Annotated in this window: 18 protein-coding genes; 9 read left to right on the top strand and 9 right to left on the bottom strand. The window is 63.4% G+C overall.

What is annotated here, in order from left to right:
- Window positions 1-60 precede the first annotated feature (60 nt).
- Both EB235_RS00935 and EB235_RS00930 read left to right on the top strand, forming a co-directional pair.
- On the top strand, window positions 61-2,340 hold the full coding sequence (locus EB235_RS00935) for an NADP-dependent malic enzyme (RefSeq protein WP_027032824.1): 2,280 nt from the start codon (window positions 61-63) through the stop codon (window positions 2,338-2,340).
- A 180-nt stretch (window positions 2,341-2,520) separates the two neighbouring features.
- Window positions 2,521-3,606, top strand: coding sequence for a GGDEF domain-containing protein (locus tag EB235_RS00930; protein ID WP_027032825.1), 1,086 nt, complete (start codon window positions 2,521-2,523; stop codon window positions 3,604-3,606).
- Window positions 3,607-3,656: 50 nt separating this feature from the next.
- On the opposite strand, the gene EB235_RS00925 is transcribed toward EB235_RS00930, so the two are convergent.
- Window positions 3,657-4,346, bottom strand: coding sequence for an antitoxin Xre/MbcA/ParS toxin-binding domain-containing protein (locus EB235_RS00925; protein ID WP_027032826.1), 690 nt, complete (start codon window positions 4,344-4,346; stop codon window positions 3,657-3,659).
- A 430-nt stretch (window positions 4,347-4,776) separates the two neighbouring features.
- The gene (locus EB235_RS00920) at window positions 4,777-5,769 is read right to left on the bottom strand and encodes an adenosine kinase (RefSeq protein ID WP_027032827.1); all 993 of its coding nucleotides are present in this window, start codon (window positions 5,767-5,769) and stop codon (window positions 4,777-4,779) included.
- 274 nt (window positions 5,770-6,043) lie between these two features.
- Between EB235_RS00920 and EB235_RS00915 the strand changes: the two genes are divergently transcribed.
- Together EB235_RS00915 and EB235_RS00910 are read left to right on the top strand one after the other, a co-directional pair.
- A complete protein-coding gene (locus tag EB235_RS00915) occupies window positions 6,044-6,946 on the top strand; it encodes a DMT family transporter (protein ID WP_032925844.1) in 903 nt (300 codons plus the stop codon).
- Between the two features lie 144 nt (window positions 6,947-7,090).
- Window positions 7,091-7,795, top strand: coding sequence for a sulfate transporter family protein (locus EB235_RS00910; RefSeq protein WP_027032829.1), 705 nt, complete (start codon window positions 7,091-7,093; stop codon window positions 7,793-7,795).
- 7 nt (window positions 7,796-7,802) lie between these two features.
- On the opposite strand, the gene EB235_RS00905 is transcribed toward EB235_RS00910, so the two are convergent.
- The 6 genes from EB235_RS00905 to EB235_RS00880 form a co-directional block, all read right to left on the bottom strand.
- Entirely contained in the window at window positions 7,803-8,801 is a 999-nt protein-coding gene (locus EB235_RS00905; protein WP_027032830.1) for a proline racemase family protein, read from the bottom strand.
- Complete coding sequence (locus tag EB235_RS00900; protein ID WP_027032831.1) at window positions 8,798-9,601, bottom strand: isocitrate lyase/PEP mutase family protein; 804 nt, start codon at window positions 9,599-9,601, stop codon at window positions 8,798-8,800. Before EB235_RS00900 ends, EB235_RS00905 begins: the two co-directional genes overlap by 4 nt.
- Before the next feature lie 80 nt (window positions 9,602-9,681).
- The gene (locus tag EB235_RS00895; RefSeq protein ID WP_027032832.1) at window positions 9,682-10,536 is read right to left on the bottom strand and encodes a hypothetical protein; all 855 of its coding nucleotides are present in this window, start codon (window positions 10,534-10,536) and stop codon (window positions 9,682-9,684) included.
- Between the two features lie 71 nt (window positions 10,537-10,607).
- Window positions 10,608-11,267, bottom strand: a complete 660-nt coding sequence (locus tag EB235_RS00890; RefSeq protein ID WP_027032833.1) for an HAD family hydrolase — start codon at window positions 11,265-11,267, stop codon at window positions 10,608-10,610.
- The gene (gene dut, locus EB235_RS00885; protein WP_027032834.1) at window positions 11,267-11,752 is read right to left on the bottom strand and encodes a dUTP diphosphatase; all 486 of its coding nucleotides are present in this window, start codon (window positions 11,750-11,752) and stop codon (window positions 11,267-11,269) included. The genes EB235_RS00890 and dut overlap by 1 nt, the downstream gene beginning before the upstream one ends.
- Before the next feature lie 78 nt (window positions 11,753-11,830).
- Entirely contained in the window at window positions 11,831-12,301 is a 471-nt protein-coding gene (locus tag EB235_RS00880; RefSeq protein ID WP_032925846.1) for an Lrp/AsnC family transcriptional regulator, read from the bottom strand.
- Between the two features lie 114 nt (window positions 12,302-12,415).
- On the opposite strand from EB235_RS00880, the gene EB235_RS00875 reads away from it, so the two are divergent.
- The 3 genes from EB235_RS00875 to EB235_RS00865 all read left to right on the top strand — a co-directional run bounded on the left by EB235_RS00875 (window position 12,416) and on the right by EB235_RS00865 (window position 15,028).
- Window positions 12,416-12,664 carry a DUF6356 family protein gene (locus tag EB235_RS00875; protein WP_027032836.1) on the top strand — a complete coding sequence of 83 codons (249 nt, stop codon included), beginning with the start codon at window positions 12,416-12,418 and terminating at the stop codon, window positions 12,662-12,664.
- Between the two features lie 15 nt (window positions 12,665-12,679).
- Entirely contained in the window at window positions 12,680-13,477 is a 798-nt protein-coding gene (locus tag EB235_RS00870; RefSeq protein WP_027032837.1) for a class II glutamine amidotransferase, read from the top strand.
- A 177-nt stretch (window positions 13,478-13,654) separates the two neighbouring features.
- A complete protein-coding gene (locus EB235_RS00865) occupies window positions 13,655-15,028 on the top strand; it encodes an amidase (protein ID WP_027032838.1) in 1,374 nt (457 codons plus the stop codon).
- On the opposite strand, the gene EB235_RS00860 is transcribed toward EB235_RS00865, so the two are convergent.
- Window positions 15,022-16,095: an NAD(P)/FAD-dependent oxidoreductase gene (locus tag EB235_RS00860; RefSeq protein ID WP_027032839.1), complete on the bottom strand. Its 1,074-nt coding sequence runs from the start codon at window positions 16,093-16,095 to the stop codon at window positions 15,022-15,024. The two genes, EB235_RS00865 and EB235_RS00860, sit on opposite strands and share 7 nt — an antisense overlap.
- Window positions 16,096-16,214: 119 nt before the next feature.
- On the opposite strand from EB235_RS00860, the gene EB235_RS00855 reads away from it, so the two are divergent.
- Together EB235_RS00855 and EB235_RS00850 are read left to right on the top strand one after the other, a co-directional pair.
- Window positions 16,215-16,811, top strand: coding sequence for a TetR/AcrR family transcriptional regulator (locus EB235_RS00855; protein WP_027032840.1), 597 nt, complete (start codon window positions 16,215-16,217; stop codon window positions 16,809-16,811).
- Entirely contained in the window at window positions 16,808-17,719 is a 912-nt protein-coding gene (locus tag EB235_RS00850; protein WP_027032841.1) for a haloalkane dehalogenase, read from the top strand. Before EB235_RS00855 ends, EB235_RS00850 begins: the two co-directional genes overlap by 4 nt.
- Window positions 17,720-17,744 lie beyond the last annotated feature (25 nt).

Here is a 17,744-nt window from a genome sequence, read left to right as displayed (position 1 = left end):
GAGCGAAACAAAGCACCCGCTTCAACGAGGTGCTGCACCGGCGAGGAAATCAAAAGCATCATGGCCAGGAAAACCGAAAACAGCGGTCCGTCCGTCAGCGCGCAGGAGGCGCTCGAATTCCACGCCATGGGCCGCCCCGGCAAGCTGGAGGTCGTTGCCACCAAGCCGATGGCGACGCAGCGCGACCTCAGCCTCGCCTATTCGCCTGGTGTCGCGGTGCCGGTTCTGGCAATCGCCGAAGACCCCAGCCGCGCCTTCGACTACACGACGCGCGGCAACATGGTCGCCGTCATTTCCAATGGCACCGCCATCCTCGGCCTCGGCAATCTCGGTGCGCTGGCCTCGAAGCCGGTGATGGAAGGCAAGGCGGTGCTGTTCAAGCGCTTCGCCGACGTCGATTCCATCGACCTCGAGGTCGACACCGAGGACGCCGACGAGTTCATCAATTGCGTGCGCTTCCTCGGACCCTCCTTCGGCGGTATCAACCTGGAAGACATCAAGGCGCCGGAATGCTTCATCATCGAGCAGCGCCTGCGCGAACTGATGGACATCCCGGTCTTCCACGACGACCAGCATGGCACCGCCATCATCTCGGCCGCCGGCCTGATCAACGCGCTGGAAATCACCGGCCGCGACATGAAGACCACGAAAATGGTCTGCAACGGCGCCGGCGCCGCCGGCATTGCCTGTATCGAACTGATGAAGGCGATGGGCTTCGCGCCGGAAAACATCATCCTGTGCGACACCAAGGGCGTGGTCTTCCAGGGCCGCACCGAAGGCATGAACCAGTGGAAGTCGGCGCATGCCGCCAAGACCGATGCGCGCAGCCTGGCTGAGGCGCTCGATGGCGCCGACGTCTTCCTCGGCCTCTCCGCCAAGGGTGCGCTGACCACCGCCATGGTGCAGTCGATGGCCAAGAACCCGATCATCTTCGCCATGGCCAATCCCGATCCTGAAATCACGCCGGAGGAAGTGGCCGAGATCCGCACCGACGCCATCATGGCGACGGGCCGTTCGGATTACCCGAACCAGGTCAACAACGTGCTCGGCTTCCCCTATATCTTCCGCGGTGCGCTGGATGTCAGGGCCACCACCATCAATGACGACATGAAGATTGCCGCCGCCCAGGCGCTGGCCGCACTGGCGCGCCAGGATGTGCCGGACGATGTCGCTGCCGCCTATCAGGGTAACCGGCCGAAATTCGGCCCCAACTACATCATCCCGGTGCCGTTCGACCCGCGCCTGATCTCGGCCATTCCGCTTGCCGTGGCCAAGGCGGCGATGGATTCGGGGGTTGCCCAAAAGCCGATCCTCGACCTCGACCGTTACGCGCAGGAACTGTCGGCCCGCCGCGACCCGATCGCCTCCACCTTGCAGCGCATCTACGACCGCGTGCGCCGCCAACCCAAGCGCATCGTCTTCGCCGAGGGTGAGGAGGAGCAGGTGATGCGCGCCGCCGTCTCCTATGTGAACCAGCGGCTCGGCACCGCCATCCTGCTTGGCCGCGACGATGTCATCAAGGAAAACGCCAAGCACGCCGGCATCGACCTCAACAAGCAAGGCATCGAGATCATCAACGCCAGGCTGTCGCGCCGCAACGGCATCTACACCGACTATCTCTATGAGCGCATGCAGCGCAAAGGCTTCCTGTTTCGCGACTGCCAGCGGCTGATCAACAACGACCGCAACCATTTTGCCGCCTGCATGGTGGCGCTGGGCGATGCCGACGGCATCGTCACCGGCGTCACCCGCAACTATTCGACAGCGCTGGACGACATCCGCCGCGTCATCGACGCCAAGCCCGGCCACCGCGTCATCGGCGTCTCGATCGTGCTGGCGCGGGGCAAGACCGTGCTGGTCGCCGACACCGCCGTGCACGACATGCCGAACGCCGAGCAGATCGCCGACATCGCCGAGGAGGCGGCAGGCTTCGCCCGCCGCATGGGCTATGAGCCGAGGCTCGCCATGCTTGCCTATTCCACCTTCGGCCATCCGCAGGGCGAGCGCTCCGAGCGTGTCCAGGAAGCCGTGCGCATACTCGACAAGCGCCGCGTCGACTTCGAATATGACGGCGAAATGGCCGCCGACGTCGCGCTCAACGCCCGCGCCATGGCGCAATACCCGTTCATAAGGCTCACCGGCCCGGCCAATGTGCTGATCATGCCGGCCTTCCACTCAGCCTCGATCTCGACCAAGATGCTGCAGGAACTCGGCGGCTCGACCGTCATCGGCCCGCTGCTGGTTGGTCTCAACAAGCCGGTGCAGATTGTGTCGCTGAACGCCAAGGACAGCGACATCGTCAACATGGCGGCGATCGCGGCGTATACGGCGGGGACGTGACGAGCGGTCCTGGAGAGGGCGGAAGCCAACGATCTAGCTCTTCGAACGCGGCGGCGCTCAAAACTCCGCCGGACCCCCACCCATAACATCTTGATAAGATTCAGCTGATATAGGGAAGCTCTTGCCGCATGCCGTAACGGCATCCACGGCGCGCTCAGACCGCCAAATGGGGGTGCGGCCATGAAGCATGACGGCGTTTCTGTATCCGTGGCCGGCGAGCGAGCCTACCACGACGAGCGATTGGATGCTTTGCTCAGCATCACCGGGCGCATGGACGGTTATCTCTACCGTTGCCGCAACGACGCGTCCTACACCATGCTCTATATCAGCGACGGCATTTTCACCGTCAGCGGCTATCGGCCGAGCGATTTCATTCACAATGCCGTACGAGACTATGTCTCGGCGATCCACCCGGATGATTTGCCGTCTGTCTATGCCGCCGTCGACGCCGCGCTCGAGGCGCGCTGCAACTGGAACGTCGACTACCGCATCGTGCCGCAGGTCGGCGAACCGCTCTGGGTCCGTGAGATCGGCGGCGGTGTCTGGGACGAGGCCGGCGAACTCGAATTCCTGGAAGGCTTCGTCGTCGACATCAGCGACCGCAAGGTGGTCGAGGACCTCAACGCCCAGCTGCTTCTGGACCTGAAGACCGCCAATGAGGAACTGTCGGCGCAAAAGCGCGAAATCGAGGTTGCCAAGCAGCAGAGCGATCACTCGGCCAACCACGATGCCTTGACCGACCTGCCCAACCGGCGTGCCTTCCACAACGAGCTCAAATCGGTGGTTGCGCGCTGTGGCGCCACCGGCGAGGCGGCCGGGCTTCTGTTCATCGACCTCGACCGGTTCAAGGAAGTCAACGACACGCTCGGCCACGAGGCCGGCGATGCGCTGCTGCAGCGCGTGTCGAGCCAGCTTCGCTCGATCCTGCGCAGCGCCGATTTCGTTGCCCGGCTTGGCGGCGACGAGTTCGCCTTCCTGTTCTCGGCCGACACCGATCTGGCACAGCTGAAGGCCGTGCGTGTCGCTGAACGCATCCTGGAAAGGTTGCGGATAAAGGTTCCGACGCCCAATGGCACCATCCAGGTCGGCTGCACTGTTGGCGTGGCCATGTATCCGGCGGAGGCTGCGGACTCCGAAGCGCTGATCGCGCTCGCCGACCGGCTGATGTACATCGGCAAAAAAAGCGGCCGCAATCGCCTGGTCACCGCCAGCGAAATGACGCCGCAACAGCCATCGTCCGGGCCTCACCTTCGCAAGACCGCGTAAAGCTATCGGTGCGAATTTAACGTCGACTCCGATATCCGACAGTGCCGGCTTCAGCCCGGCGCGAACACCCTTGCTGCTTCCACAACGTCGTCGATCTGGTCCGCCCGCAGCAGGTCGATTGGAACACGGCCGTCGAGTTGCGCCGCAGGCCGGGTCAGCCACAGCCAGGCGAGCCTCGGATTGCCGATCAGGGACAGCACGTCGCTAATGCCCGCCACCGGCCTGCCGTCGACGAACTGCGCCAGCGGGAAGACGTGCTTGCGGCCACCCTTGCGCAAGGCGATGACGTTGTTTCGCCTTTGCCAGCGATGCAGGGTCGAGCGGGCGATGTGCAAATTCTCTTCCAGATAGGTCGAGCCGGCGACGCGGCCGGCCCAGTCCTCGATCAGCATCGATTCGAGGTCGTCGGACGGCGAGGGAGGCGTCTCATTGGCCAGCAATGCTGTCGGTGGATTTCCGGTGGTGCCGGCTTCACTGCGGCGCGCGGCTTCCGCCGCCAGCGCACGCACGAATTTCGAGGCAAGGCCGGGAAGGTCGGCATGGATGGCGTCGATGGCGCGCTGATGCTTGGGCGAAAGCAAGGTTACGGCGGACGCTATGCCGGCGGCGATCTTGCCGAGCGAGACCACTGTGGATTGGTTTATAGCCTCGTCATGGCGGGCAAGTGCGCGCTCGACATCCTCGGCGACCATCTCCGCGAAGTCGTCCTGTCCGCGACCGGTGGTCTGAAATCTGCTCATGCATCTGTCTTCTGGCCGCGCGCGCTCCTCCCTCGGCTGCGGCCGATTGCTGAATTTCTAGCGCGGAAAACGGAAATCGCGGCGCGAACGAATACGTCCGCCCGACAGCTTGCTGTCTTGCATCTTTCAACACCCCATCTGACTGCGAGCGCCCCGAAATGTCAGTCACGGGACGCTCTCGTTTTCGTGTAAGAGCGATATATGACAATCACGCGACGGTGAAGTTGCCGATCTCCCCCTTCGTGGGGGAGATGCCCGGCAGGGCAGAGGCGGGCGCGAAGGATCGCTGCGTAGCAATGCTTGCGCCGTGCCCCACGCTCTGGGCGGGCGTCGCGCCCTGTGAGGTAAACATTGGAAATGCCGGCGGGACAGCGCCCCCCTCTGGCCTGCCGGCCATCTCCCCCACATGGGGGGAGATCGGCAGTTGTCCCTACAACAACCCGGCCAGTTCCGCTTCGCGGCGCAAATTCTGCCTTGGCCTCGGGCCGATCTGCTGGATCACCAGGCCGGCCGCCAGTGAGCCGAGATCGCCGCAGGTCTTGAGGTCTCGGCCTTGCGTGTAGCCGTGCAGGAAACCGGCGGCGTAGAGGTCGCCTGCGCCCGTGGTGTCGACCAGTTCCCTGATGGTGGTGGCCTGGATGACCACGGTCTCGTCGCCGCGTACGATGACCGAGCCTTTTTCCGAGCGGGTGACGGCGGCTATTCTGCAGTCCTTGCGGATCTTGGCCAGCGCCTCGTCGAACGACGATGTCTGGTAGAGCGACTTGATCTCGTGGCTGTTGGCGAAGACGATGTCGACCGTGCCGGAGCGCATCAGGTCGAGGAACTCGTCGCGGTAGCGGTCGACGCAGAACGAATCCGACAATGTCATCGACACTTCGCGGCCTGCCGCGTGCGCCAGCTTCGCCGTCTGCCGGATCGCTTCCTTGGCGCGCGGCGGATCCCACAGATAGCCTTCGAAATAGGTGACCTTGGCGCCCGATGCCTTGTCGGCTTCGACATCTTCCGGGCCGAGTTCGACGCAGGCGCCGAGATAGGTGTTCATCGAGCGCTCGCCGTCGGGGGTGACGAAGATCATCGAGCGCGCCGTCGGCGGCTCGCCCTTGAGCGGTTTGGTGTCGAAGGCAACGCCCTGGGCATGGATGTCATGCGCGTAGATTTCGCCAAGCGCATCATTGGAAACCTTGCCGAAGAAGGCGGCGCGGCCGCCAAGGGAGGCGACGCCGGCGGCCGTGTTGCCGGCACTGCCGCCGGAGGCCTCGATCGCCGGGCCCATGCGGCTGTAAAGCAGTTCGGCGCGCTCCGTGTCGATGAGGTTCATCGCGCCCTTGATGATGCCGTTGTTCACGAGGAAGTCCTCGTCGCATTGGGCGATGATGTCGACAATGGCATTGCCGATGCAAAGCACGTCATAATCCGGCATCAATGTCTCCACCAAAAACCTAGAGCAATTCCAGGAAAAGTGCTTAGCGGTTTTCCCACAGGAATTGCGTACAAAGAGAGAGCCGGCTTCCTGCCACGCCCGCGCGGGTCTACAGCATGACCCCGAAAATTTGCAACCGATTTTCTGTCGTTGCTGGTGTGTCGGCGATGACCCGTGTGCATAAAAACCAGGCGCTACGACAATTCGACCGTGGACGAAGCATTTCTTCGCGGCGTTGCCTACAACGAGCCCGATCGCACCGAAGGCAACATCCATGTCGGCAAAAAACGATACGACCACGGACCTGGCGTTGCTCGGCGTGCTGGCAGTGCTGTGGGGCGCTTCCTACACCTTCATCAAGATCGGCGTCGAGACAATCCCACCGGTCACCTTCATCGCCGCCCGCACCTTGATCGCTGGCGGCATCCTGTTCGCCATCATCCGCTGGCGCGGGCTCTCCATGCCGCGCGATGCGGCCACCTGGCGCCGCTTCGCCTTCCAGGCCTGCCTCAACAGCGTCATCCCGTTCACGCTGATCGCGGCCGCCGAGCGCTCGGTCGATGCCGGCCTCGCCACCATCCTCAATTCCACCTCGCCGATCTTCACCTTCGTCTTCACCGCGCTCATCACCCGTCATGAGCCGGTCACGGTGCGAAAGCTGATCGGTGTCGGCGCCGGCATTGCCGGCATCTGTTTCATCGTTGGCACCGAGGCGCTGGGTGGTCTCGGTCACGAATTGTGGGCGCAGATTGCCATCGTCGTGGCAACGATCTGTTACGCCGCTGCCGCGATCTTCGGTCGTGGCTTCAAAGGCCTCGATCCGATGCTGCCGGCCGCAGGCTCGATGCTATGCGGTGCCGTCATTCTGGTCCCACTCAGCCTGGTCGTCGACCAACCCTGGACGCTCACACCGTCCATGGCATCGATCCTGGCCCTTCTCGGCCTGTCGATCTTCTCAACGGCGCTGGCCTTCGTCATCTATTTCCGCCTCATCCACACGCTGGGTTCTGTCGGCACGACGTCGCAGGCCTATCTGCGCGTGCCGATCGGTGTCGGCATTGGAGCCATCTTTCTCGGTGAAAGCCTCCGGCCAGCTGTATGGCTGGGTATGGCCTTTGTCGTGGTCGGCGTCGCCGCCATGACCATCCCTGTTAGAAAGCCGGCTTTCGCGCGGTAGAGCAATTCCAGGAAAAAGTGTGAGGCGGTTTTTCCGTCCGGAATTGCGTCAAACAGAGAACGATACGCGCTTGTGTTCACGACCTACGCTGCCTATCTCGGGAGCATCCCGCCTCCGGCGGCGCTGACCTGGGGGTGACGCACCGTGATTTTCGACGCTGCCCGCAATGCGGCCCTCGAGCTGCTCTCGCCACCGTTTCGTGCCGTGTTCATCAAGACGCTTGGCCTGACCGTGCTGGCGCTCGTCGCCTTGTGGTTCGGCCTGACAAGTCTGGTCGAGTGGCTGGCGCTGCCGTGGCTCCAGGCATTGTTGCCGGGCATGCCGTCCTGGGCCGGCTGGCTCGGTGGCATCATCGCGGCCATAGCGCTCGCCTTCGGCATGGCGTTGCTCATCGCGCCGGTGACGGCCGTGATCGCCGGCCTGTTCCTCGACGATGTCGCCGAAGTGGTCGAGCGCACCGACTATCCCGGCGACCCGGCCGGACGCGCCATGCCGGCGCTGCGCTCGCTGGTGCTGGCGATAAAATTCTTCGGTGTGGTCATTCTCGGCAACATCGTCGCTTTGCTGCTTCTGCTGGTGCCGGGCGTCAACATCGCCGCCTTCTTCATCGTTAATGGCTATCTGCTCGGGCGCGAATTCTTCGAATTCGCCGCGATGCGCTTTCGCTCCGAGGAAGAAGCCAGGGCCTTGCGCAGGCAGTATGGCGGCACGGTGTTTCTCGCCGGGCTGGTCATCGCGGCCTTCCTCGCCGTGCCGCTGCTCAATCTGGTGACGCCGCTCTTCGCCGCCGCGATGATGGTGCATCTGCACAAGGCGATCTCGGCGCGGGAGCGCCCTTCGCGGGCTTAACCTCAGCTCAGCGCAGCAGAAAGCCACGCCCCAGCTCGTCGTCCGCTTCGACGATGAATTCCGTCCGCCCGGAATAATAGGCGCGGCCGCCGACGCGGGCGATAATCGCCTCGTGCGAACCGGCCTGCGCCGCGCGCGCCACCGCGCCGGAGAAGCGCGAGCCGGCGATGCTCTCGAAGGTACGCGTCTGCCCGATGCCGATCTCGCCCTTGGCATGCATGGCCGCCAGCCGGGCGGTGACGCCGGAGCCGGTCGGCGAGCGGTCGACCTCGGCTTCGGCGAAGACGCAGATGTTTTTGGTCTCCTCGCCGCAAAAGGCATCCTTTCCGTCGGTCAAAATGGTCCCGTAGAGAAAGGCAAGATCGGCATGATCGGGATGCGACAGGCGGAAATCCGTTTTCAGCCTGTCGGTCAAAGCCGTCGCCGCATCGACGAAATCGCGGACGCGGCTGCGGCCGAATTCCAGGCCGAACTGGTGGCAATCGGCCAGCGCGTAGAAGGCGCCGCCATAGGCGACATCAAAGCCGACCTTGCCATACCCTGTCAGCTCGATCTGTTGGTCACGGGCAAACAGGAAGGCCGGCACGCTCTCGAACGACACTGCACCGGCCTTGCCGTCCCTAACCTCGACCGACGCGACCACGAGACCGCAGGGCGCCTCGATGTTGACGATCGTGACAGGTTCCTGTTTCGCCACCAGCCCTTCATCGATGGCATAGCGGCCGAGCGCGACGATGGCGTGGCCGCACATGGTCGAATAGCCCTCATTGTGCATGAACAGCACGGCAAGGTCGGCGCCGGGCAAGTCGGGCTCGACCAGCAAGGCGCCGTACATGTCGTAATGGCCGCGCGGCTCGAACATCAGGATTCTTCTGAGATGATCGAGATGGTCGCGCACATAGGCGCGCTTTTCCAGGATGGTACCCTTCGGGATGGCGGGATAGCCTGATGTGACGATCCTGAGCGGCTCGCCGCCCGTATGCATGTCGACGACGGTCAGCGTCATGATACAGGCTTGCTGTACAGCGCCTGCAACTTGCTGAACGGCATGGCGGCGCGGGTGAAGCCGAACGTGCCGTCCTGCTGGATCTCGCGCGCCGCCGTCTCCAGCATGCCATAGGCGAAATTGGTCAGCCACGGCCCGAGCGAAATGCGCTTGACGCCGGCCATGGCGAGATCGGCGATGGTGAAGCCTGGTTTTGCCATGACATTGACCGGCTTGCTGACCGCCGAGCAGACCGTGCGGATCATCTCGACGTCGCCGATGCCCGGCGCATAGAGCACGTCGGCGCCCGCCTTTTCGAAGGCCTGCAGCCGCTTGATGGTGTCGTCGAGGTCGGACTTGCCCCACAGAAAATTCTCGGCCCGCGCGGTGAACACGAAATCGCGCTTCAGCGCGCGTGCTGCCTCTACGGCCGCGGCGACGCGCTCGATCGCATGCGCAAAATCATAGATGGGCTTGTCGGGATCGCCAGTGTGGTCCTCGATCGAACAGCCTGCAAGGCCGGCCGCTTCCGCCGCGAAGATGGTTTCGGCGGCCTGCTCGGCGCTGTCGCCCTTGCCTTTCTCGAGATCGGCCGAGACCGGCAGGCTGGTCGCCGCCGTCACCTCGCGGCAATGGTGGATCATCTGCTCGAAGGTCACCGCGCCGTCCGGCAGACCGCGCGAAAATGCAAAGCCGGCGCTGGTCGTTGCCAGCGCCTTGAAGCCGAAGGAGCCGAGCAGCTTGGTCGTGCCGGGATCCCAGGGATTGGGCATGACGAAAGTCGAGGCGTGCAGGTCGCGAAAGATCTTGCCCTTGTCCATGGTAGTTCCCCCATCATGTGCGGCGTGATGACGCGAATTTTAGCTTGCCTGCCTTGCTCGAGCAAACGAATGCCGTTGGCTCAGAAGCGTTTGGCGTTCTCTGCTGACAAACGCTCGAACGCTTTGGAATCCTTGATGTAGCGCGATCGTTTCTTGTTCCAGTGATAGGTGACGGAGATCTGGTGAGACGCCACCTTTGGCGGTGCCTCATCGCAGCTATCACCGGTCGGCCCCGTGGCGTCTGTCACCGTCACCTTGATCGCGGCATAGCGCCGGCCCTCTGCGATGGCTCTGAAGGCAATGTCCTGCGTCCGGCTGAAGGCACATACGTGTTCATCGAGCATGTAAATCATGTCGATCAGCTTGAGCTTGTCGTTGGCAACCATGATCAGCGACGCGATCATGTAGTTCTGGTTGGAATTGGAATGCGAACTCCCGATCGTGAGGATGTCATCGCTGGCGCTGATGGCGAGTTTGCCCGGTTTCTGGAAATAGGTGCTGCGATCTACCGCGACATTGGCCGCATCGAGCAGCTTCGGCTTGGCCGTGACGTCGTAGAGCGCCAGCACCGCATAACCCTCGGCGCTGTCGGGAGAGTCGCCGAGGTCGAAAAGGACTGCCAGTCGGTCCTTGCCGCCGGACTTGATGGCGAGCACCTCGGCGTTCGAGAGGTTCGATGCTTCGGGTGGGGAGCCACCGCTATCGGCGCCTTCGATATGGCGCATTTCGATCGGCAACCCACCCTGATAGGCGCCACCCTTGTCGGCCGTGAGATCGGGGATGACCATCTTGGCCAGGTCGAGATAGGTCACGTCGGTACGGCCTGGCAGCGTGTTGCCGAGTTCGGGAAGACTCAAGGCTTGTGCGCCGGCCGCTATCGCCAGGAACGGCAGCAGCATCAAGGCGAGGATGAAGCGGGAAAGGGTCGTTGGCATGAGGCGGCTCGAGCTGGCGGCGCCGGAAAGTAGCACAGCTTCCCAAGGCGTCCAGCCGGCCAACGGGCCGGTTAGTGGATCGGCACCAGCCCGGCCAGTTCGCGCATGTCGTCGAACAGGATGCCGCCAGCCTCAATCAGGCCATCGCGGTCGGAATAGGGGTCGCCATGATAGGAAAACACCCGCATGCCGGCCGCTATTCCCGCTTGCGTGCCGGCAACGCTGTCCTCGATGACAATACAGTCCGTGGGCGAAAAACCCATGGTCTTGGCCGCATGCAGGAACAGGTCGGGGAATGGTTTGCCGCGCCCGACCATGGTCGCCGAAAACATCGCGTGTTCGAACAGCGGCAAGAGGCCGGTCTGGCCAAGTGTGATGTGCATCTTCGACACCCTGGCCGAAGTGGCGACACAATAGGGGATGCCGGCCGCGCGGACCGCCTCAATGAACTCGCGGACATAGGGGATCGCCTCGACCCCATGCGCAAACAGATCCGGCAGGCCGGCGTTCCAGCGATCGACGAAATCGGCGCCGAGCCGCACCTCGGTCTGCGCCTCGATCTCCTTCTGCACCGAAAGCATGCTGCGGCCGGAGAAATTCTTGCGGCAATATTCGAAGCTGGTCGCATAGCCGGCAGCGCTCAGCCATTCGGCGAGGCGCCGGTTGGCGAGGTTCTCCGTGTCGACGAGAATGCCGTCGCAGTCGAAGATGACTAACTTTGGAACCTGCATCAGGCGGTGCCGGTCGATCCGAACCCGCCTGAGCCACGCGCAGTGCCGCCGGCGAGCGAGCGCTCTTCCACCGCCGCTTGCGTCACCGCTGCGAAAACGATCTGCGCGATGCGCATGCCGCGCGTCACCGCAAAATCCTCGTCGCCGAGATTGACCAAGAGCACCTTGACCTCGCCGCGATAGTCGCTGTCGACCGTTCCCGGTGAGTTGAGGACGGTAAGGCCATGCTTGAAAGCAAGGCCGGAGCGCGGCCGCACCTGACCTTCCATGCCTTCCGGGATTTCCAGGATCAGCCCGGTCGGTACAAGCGCGCGTTTGCCAGGCAGGATCAGCAGCGGCCGGTCGTCCGGGACCGCGGCGCGCAAATCCATGCCGGCGGCGCCGGTGCTTTCATAGGCGGGGAGGGGAAGCCCTTCAGCGTGCGGCAATCTGACGAAGCCGACAGTCGGGCCGATGACGGAGGAGTTTTGGAGGGCTGCGCGCATAAAATCGATCCTATCGGCGCGATTGCCGATTCGGTCAATTCGCCCGCAAGCCTATCAACGGCTTTCTTTCGGGCATCACTATGACCTGACCATCGGAACCACCGTCGTCTCCTTGATTTCCTCCATCACGAAGGAGGCGGACACATCGGACAGCGCCACCTTGGCGATCAGCCTTTGGTAGAGCCGGTCGTAGGCCTTCACGTCTGCGACGCGGGCGCGCAAGACATAGTCGAGGTCGCCCGACATGCGGTAGACGCCGGTGATCTCGGGAAAGCTCGTCACTGCGGCCCGGAATTTCTGCAGCCAGTCCGGATCATGGTTCGACGTGCGGATCAGGATGAACACCGAAAGCCCGAGCCCGAGCTTTTCGGCATCGACCAGCGCCACCCGGCCGGTGATGACGCCGTCTTCCTCCAGCCGCTTGACCCGCCGCCAGCAGGCATTGCGCGACAAGGCCACCCGCTCCGACAGCTGGTCGACCGACAAAGTGCCGTCCCGTTGCAATTCGGTGAGTAATTTTCGGTCTATTTCGTCGATTTCCAGCGCCATGTGGGATGTCTGTCCCATGAAATGGCAGAATACAAGGATATTTTGAGACCGATGAACCGGCGAAGCGTGTCAGGATACTCACATCAGGAACGTCAAGCGCTGAAGGGGACCAGCATGTCGGTCGCAAGGATTTTCACCTCTCATCCGGCCAAGGTCGGCGAAACCTATTTCGGCCATATGGCCTTTGCCGCCTGGTTCTCGTCGCGGTTGCTGATGGCGGCGGGTGCCGCGCTCGTTCATGCTTTCTTGCCATTTCTGTTTGAGACTACCGCCAGCCGAATCGTTCGCGAGCTTTACGAGCGGACGCACAACAGAGGCACACACGCGACCAAGGAGCCTGCGGCTCTTCTGGATCGCGCTTAAAGGACGACAGAAGCGATGTGCCGGTGGGCGGCCTATCTCGGTGAAGCGGTCTTTCTCGAAGACATTCTGACGGCGCCCTGTCACTCGTTGATCGCGCAGAGCCATTGCGCCCAGGAAGCGAAATCACCCACCAATGGCGACGGTTTCGGCCTTGCCTGGTATGGCGACCGGCCCGAGCCTGGTCTCTATCGCGACATCCTGCCCGCCTGGTCCGATCCCAATCTGAAGAGCCTGTGCCGGCAGATCAAATCCGGCCTGTTCCTCGCCCATGTGCGGGCCTCGACCGGCGGCGCCACCAGCCGCATGAACTGCCATCCCTTCATCTCGGGCCGCTGGTCGTTCATGCACAACGGCCAGATCGGCGGCTTCGAAAAAATCCGCCGTGCCCTGGAGAATTCATTGTCCGACGCCGTCTTCGACCAGCGCGAAGGCACCACCGATTCCGAACTCTTTTTTCTGCTGATGATCGACGAAGGGTTGGCCGGTGATCCGCAAGGCGCTGTGTCGCGCGCCACCAGCCGCGTCATCGAAGCCTCGCGCCGCGCCGGCCTCGAACCGGCGCTGAAACTCACCGCTGCCTTCTCCGACGGGCAGGCGCTGCATGCGGTGCGCTACGCCACCGATGCGCATGCGCCGACACTCTACACCTCCATCCTGCGCAAGGGCGGCCGCTGCATCGTCTCCGAGCCGTTCGATCGCGAGGGCGGCGATTGGCAGGCGATCCCGCCGGCGAGCTTCGTCACCATGACCAGGGATGGGATCAGCATTCGCCCGTTTGCTCCGGCCGCGGCGAAGCTGGCGCTGGTCGGGTAGGTTTCTTGGCCAACTGGTAGCGTCGCGGACAGGGGGGCGCCGTAGAGCACCGACCTCAATTGGCCTCGGCGCAATTTCGATCAAACACTACCAGGGCTCCGAATGCTCAACTCCGCTTGAAGTCGCACCGCTGCTCGCCATTTTCCAGGCAAGTGCGGCCAAGCAGGAGCCTTGATCATGAATCCCGTCTTCTCCTCGACCGTCGATCTTGCTGCCGCGATCCACAACCGCAAAATCTCCGCCGTCGAAGCACTCGACGCCCATCTGGCGCAGATCGACAGCCACAACGCGGCAATCAACGCCGTCATTTCGTTCGACCGCGAAGGCGCGCACGAACGCGCCAGGCAAGCAGACGCGGCGCTGGCACATGGCGAAGCGCCCGGGCCACTGCATGGCGTTCCTTTCACGCTGAAGGACATGCACGAGACATCTGGTATGAAAACCACGGTCGGCTTCCCACCTTTCGCCGACTATGTCGCGAGCCACGACAGTCCAGTCGTTGTCAGGCTGAAGGCGGCCGGTGGCGTGCTGATGGCCAAGACCAATGTCGCGACCATGCTGTCGGACTGGCAATCGAACAATCCGTTGTTCGGCCGCACCGGCAATCCGTGGAACCTTGAGCGCACCGCCGGCGGCTCCAGTGGCGGCGCCGCAGCTGCGGTGGCGACTGGCATGACACCATTCGATGTCGGCACCGATATGCAGGATTCGATCCGCCTGCCCGCCGCCTTCTGCGGTGTCTATGGCCTGAAGCCGACGGAGAACCGTGTTTCGTTGGCCGGTGCTTTCCCTAACCCGGGCGGTGCTGCGCGCAGCGTGCGGCTGATGTCTTGCCTTGGGCCGTTGGCGCGGAGCGTGGACGATCTGGCGTTGATCTATCAAATCATCGCCGGGCCGGACGGGCACGACACCGATCTCGCACCAGTACAGGTCGAGGCTATGCCGAAGCTCGATCTCAAGACATTGCGCATCGCTTTCGCGCCGTCCTTCCCCGGCTTCCCGGTGGCCGGCGAGATCAGCGCCGCGGTCGAAAGTCTCGCAAGGCAGTTGCAAGGCGCTGGTGCGGTCGTCGAGGAGGCGAAATTGCCGAAGCTCGATCTGCACGACGATCTCGCGCAAGGCGGCGCGCTGATCGGTATGATGATGGAGGCGGCGCAGCCCAAACCGCCGGAGCAGCCGACGTCAGTCTCGCGCTGGTTCGAGGCGCTGGCCCGCCGCGACAGATCCATTCTCATCTGGGACAGTTTTTTCGACCGCCATGATGCACTGCTCTGCCCGGTTGCCATGACCACGGCCTTTCCACATTGCGAGCCGGGCACGCCGATCAAGGTCGACGGCAAGGAGCAGAGCTACTGGATGCTGCCGGCCTATGGCGCCGTTTTCAACTACAGCGGCCATCCGGCACTTTCGATGCCGTGCGGACAGGATAGCAACGGTCTGCCGATCGGGCTGCAACTGGTCGGCAAACGCTGGTCGGAATCGCGGCTGCTCGGTATTGCGGCGGCGATCGAGCCGGTCACCGGCGGCTTTCGCCGTCCGCCGGGTTATTGAGCGAAGCGCGACAAGCCATAGGGTGCGAGCAGCGGGTCGCGCTCGCCGTCAAGAATTTCCCTTGTAGCAAACAGGCCGACGGCCGGCGCCAGCGTGATGCCGGAATGCAGGACCGCGACGTAGACACCGTCCATGCCTTCGGCCCGGCCGATGATCGGAAAGCCGTCGATCGGATTGGGGCGGTAGCCGATTGTGTGGAAATCGAGTTCCAGCCCCTCGGCGCCGCGCAACGCTGCCTTCACCACCGCGAACAGGTCGCGCGCCGTGGCTTCAGGATCATCGCCCGGATCGCCGCCGGCGAAATCCGAGCCGGCGATGATACGGCCTTCGGATGTCTGGCGCATATGCAGCTTGTCGGCATGCACCAGGCCGTTGAGCAGCTTCTTGTAGGGCCGCGAATGGACGATCAGCCCAGGCGGCGTCTCGATCGGCAGACTGATGCCAGCCGTCGCGGCGATGTCCGGTGAGCCGACGCCAGCGGCGATCACCACCTCGTCGGCGGCAAGCAGCCCATGCGATGTGTCCACGCCCGCGATCCTCCCATCGGTCTGGACAAGCGCGGTCACGGTGCTGGAGAGGACGCGCGCGCCTTGCCGCTCCGCGTCCGCCAGCAGCGCTTTCGCGGTGGCCACGGGCTCTGCGACACCTTCCTCCGCGACGTGCAGGGCAAAACCGGGAAACTCGACGAGGTTGGGTTCGATGCGTGCCACTTGCTCCCGGTCAACCCGTTCGATGCCGTAGCCCCATGAAGAGTGCTCGGCCGCGTAGGCTTCGAGCCTGTCCGCCGGCAGGTCCCAGTTCAGGCCGCCGCACCAGGCCAGCGGCAGGCCCGGCAAATCATTCGCGAGGCGTTTCCACTCCGCCATGGCGCGGATGCGAAGCCGGAAATAGGGCTCCGGATTGCCCCAACTGGCGTTGATCCAGGCAAACGAGTTTGGCGTCGCCACGCCGCCCGGCGCACTGTCGGCGATGACCGTCACCTGCGCACCGGCCTTGGTCAGGTGCCAGGCGATGGAGGCACCGATGATCCCGGCGCCGATGACGATCACTTGTTTCGCCGCAGCCATGTTCACTCCTTAACCCGCAGGGATGTTCATCCCAGTGCCATTCCTATGCCCACTTGCCAACATCGGGCCGCACGAAATGTATCACTTGACATAAATACGTACGTACGTATTATACCGCCATGGCTAGACAATCACTCCGCGAAAAACTTCTCGAAGCCGGGTTCCAGACCCTCTGGAACGCGGGCTATGCCGCCGCCGGCGTGCGCGACATTGTGGCGGCGGCCGATGCTCGGCCGGGCTCTTTCACCAACCATTTTGCCTCCAAGGAAGCGTTCGCCGGTGAGGTGCTGGACCGCTACTTCGCCTATGTCAGCGGGCTGGTTGAAGCAGCGCTGGCACAGGACGGCACGCCGCCGATCGGCAGGCTGCGCCGCTACCTCGACGTCATCACTTCGAAGCTCGAGGCGCATGACTGGGCGCGCGGCTGCATGATCGGCAATCTCAGCCTGGAGACCGCGGTCCACAGCGAGCCGCTGCGTTTGCAGCTCGTCGCCATCTTCGAACGCTGGCGCCAGCCTTTTGCCGCCTGCATCGCCGAAGGCCAGGCTAGCGGCGATATCTCCAGGACCTTCGAGGCCGACGACCTTGCCGATTTCCTGCTGTCGTCCTGGCAGGGCGCCATGCTTCGCATGAAGGTCGAACGCAGCCCCGCGCCGCTCGAACGGTTCAAGAAAATCATCTTCAGCACTGTTTTCGCCAGGGAGAAGCCCCAATGAACTCGAAAGCCGACAACGCCTTGCGGCGTTCTCAGATTGCCGTACTCGAGTCGACAATGTCCTATGTCGAGGCGGGAACGTCCGGTCCAACCGTGCTGTTCCTGCACGGCAACCCGACCTCGTCCCATATCTGGCGCAACATCATCCCGCATGTCGCGCCGCTTGGCCGCTGCATTGCGCCCGACCTGATCGGTTACGGCCAATCCGGCAAGCCCGACATCGACTATCGCTTCTTCGACCATGTCCGCTATCTCGACGCCTTCCTCGACGCGCTCGACATCAGAGATGTGGTGCTGGTCGCGCAGGATTGGGGCACGGCGCTGGCGTTCCATCTCGCCGCGCGCCGGCCGCGGCGCATCCTCGGCCTTGCCTTCATGGAGTTCATCCGGCCCTTCGAGGGCTGGGAGGACTTTCACCAGCGCCCGCAAGCCCGCGAAATGTTCAAGGCGTTGCGCACGCCTGGTGTCGGTGAGAAATTGGTCCTGGAGGACAATGTCTTCGTCGAGAAGGTGCTGCCCGCCTCGGTGCTGCGCACGATGAGCGACGAGGAGATGGCCGTCTACCGGGCGCCGTTCCCGACGCCGCAATCGCGCAAGCCGGTGCTGCGCCTGCCCCGTGAATTGCCCATCGAAGGCCAACCCGCCGACGTTGCCGCCATTAGCGAGCATGATCATCGCGCGCTGCGGCTGTCCACCTATCCGAAACTGCTGTTTGCGGGCGATCCCGGTGCGTTGATCGGGCCGGAGGCGGCACGTGAATTCGCTGCCGGGCTGAAGAACTGCCGTTTCATCAATCTCGGACCCGGCGCGCACTATCTGCAGGAAGACCACGCCGAAGCGATAGGCCACGCCATTGCCAGCTGGCTTCCGGAGGTCGTTCAGGCGAGCCAGATGAGCGAACTGGCCTGAGCAGCCAATGGCGTGCGGCGGCGTC

Origin of the sequence: Mesorhizobium loti R88b (assembly GCF_013170845.1) — a bacterium.
Classification (GTDB): domain Bacteria; phylum Pseudomonadota; class Alphaproteobacteria; order Rhizobiales; family Rhizobiaceae; genus Mesorhizobium; species Mesorhizobium loti_B.
Note: the sequence above shows the minus strand (reverse complement) of the source record. Positions and strands in the feature narration are given on the sequence as shown.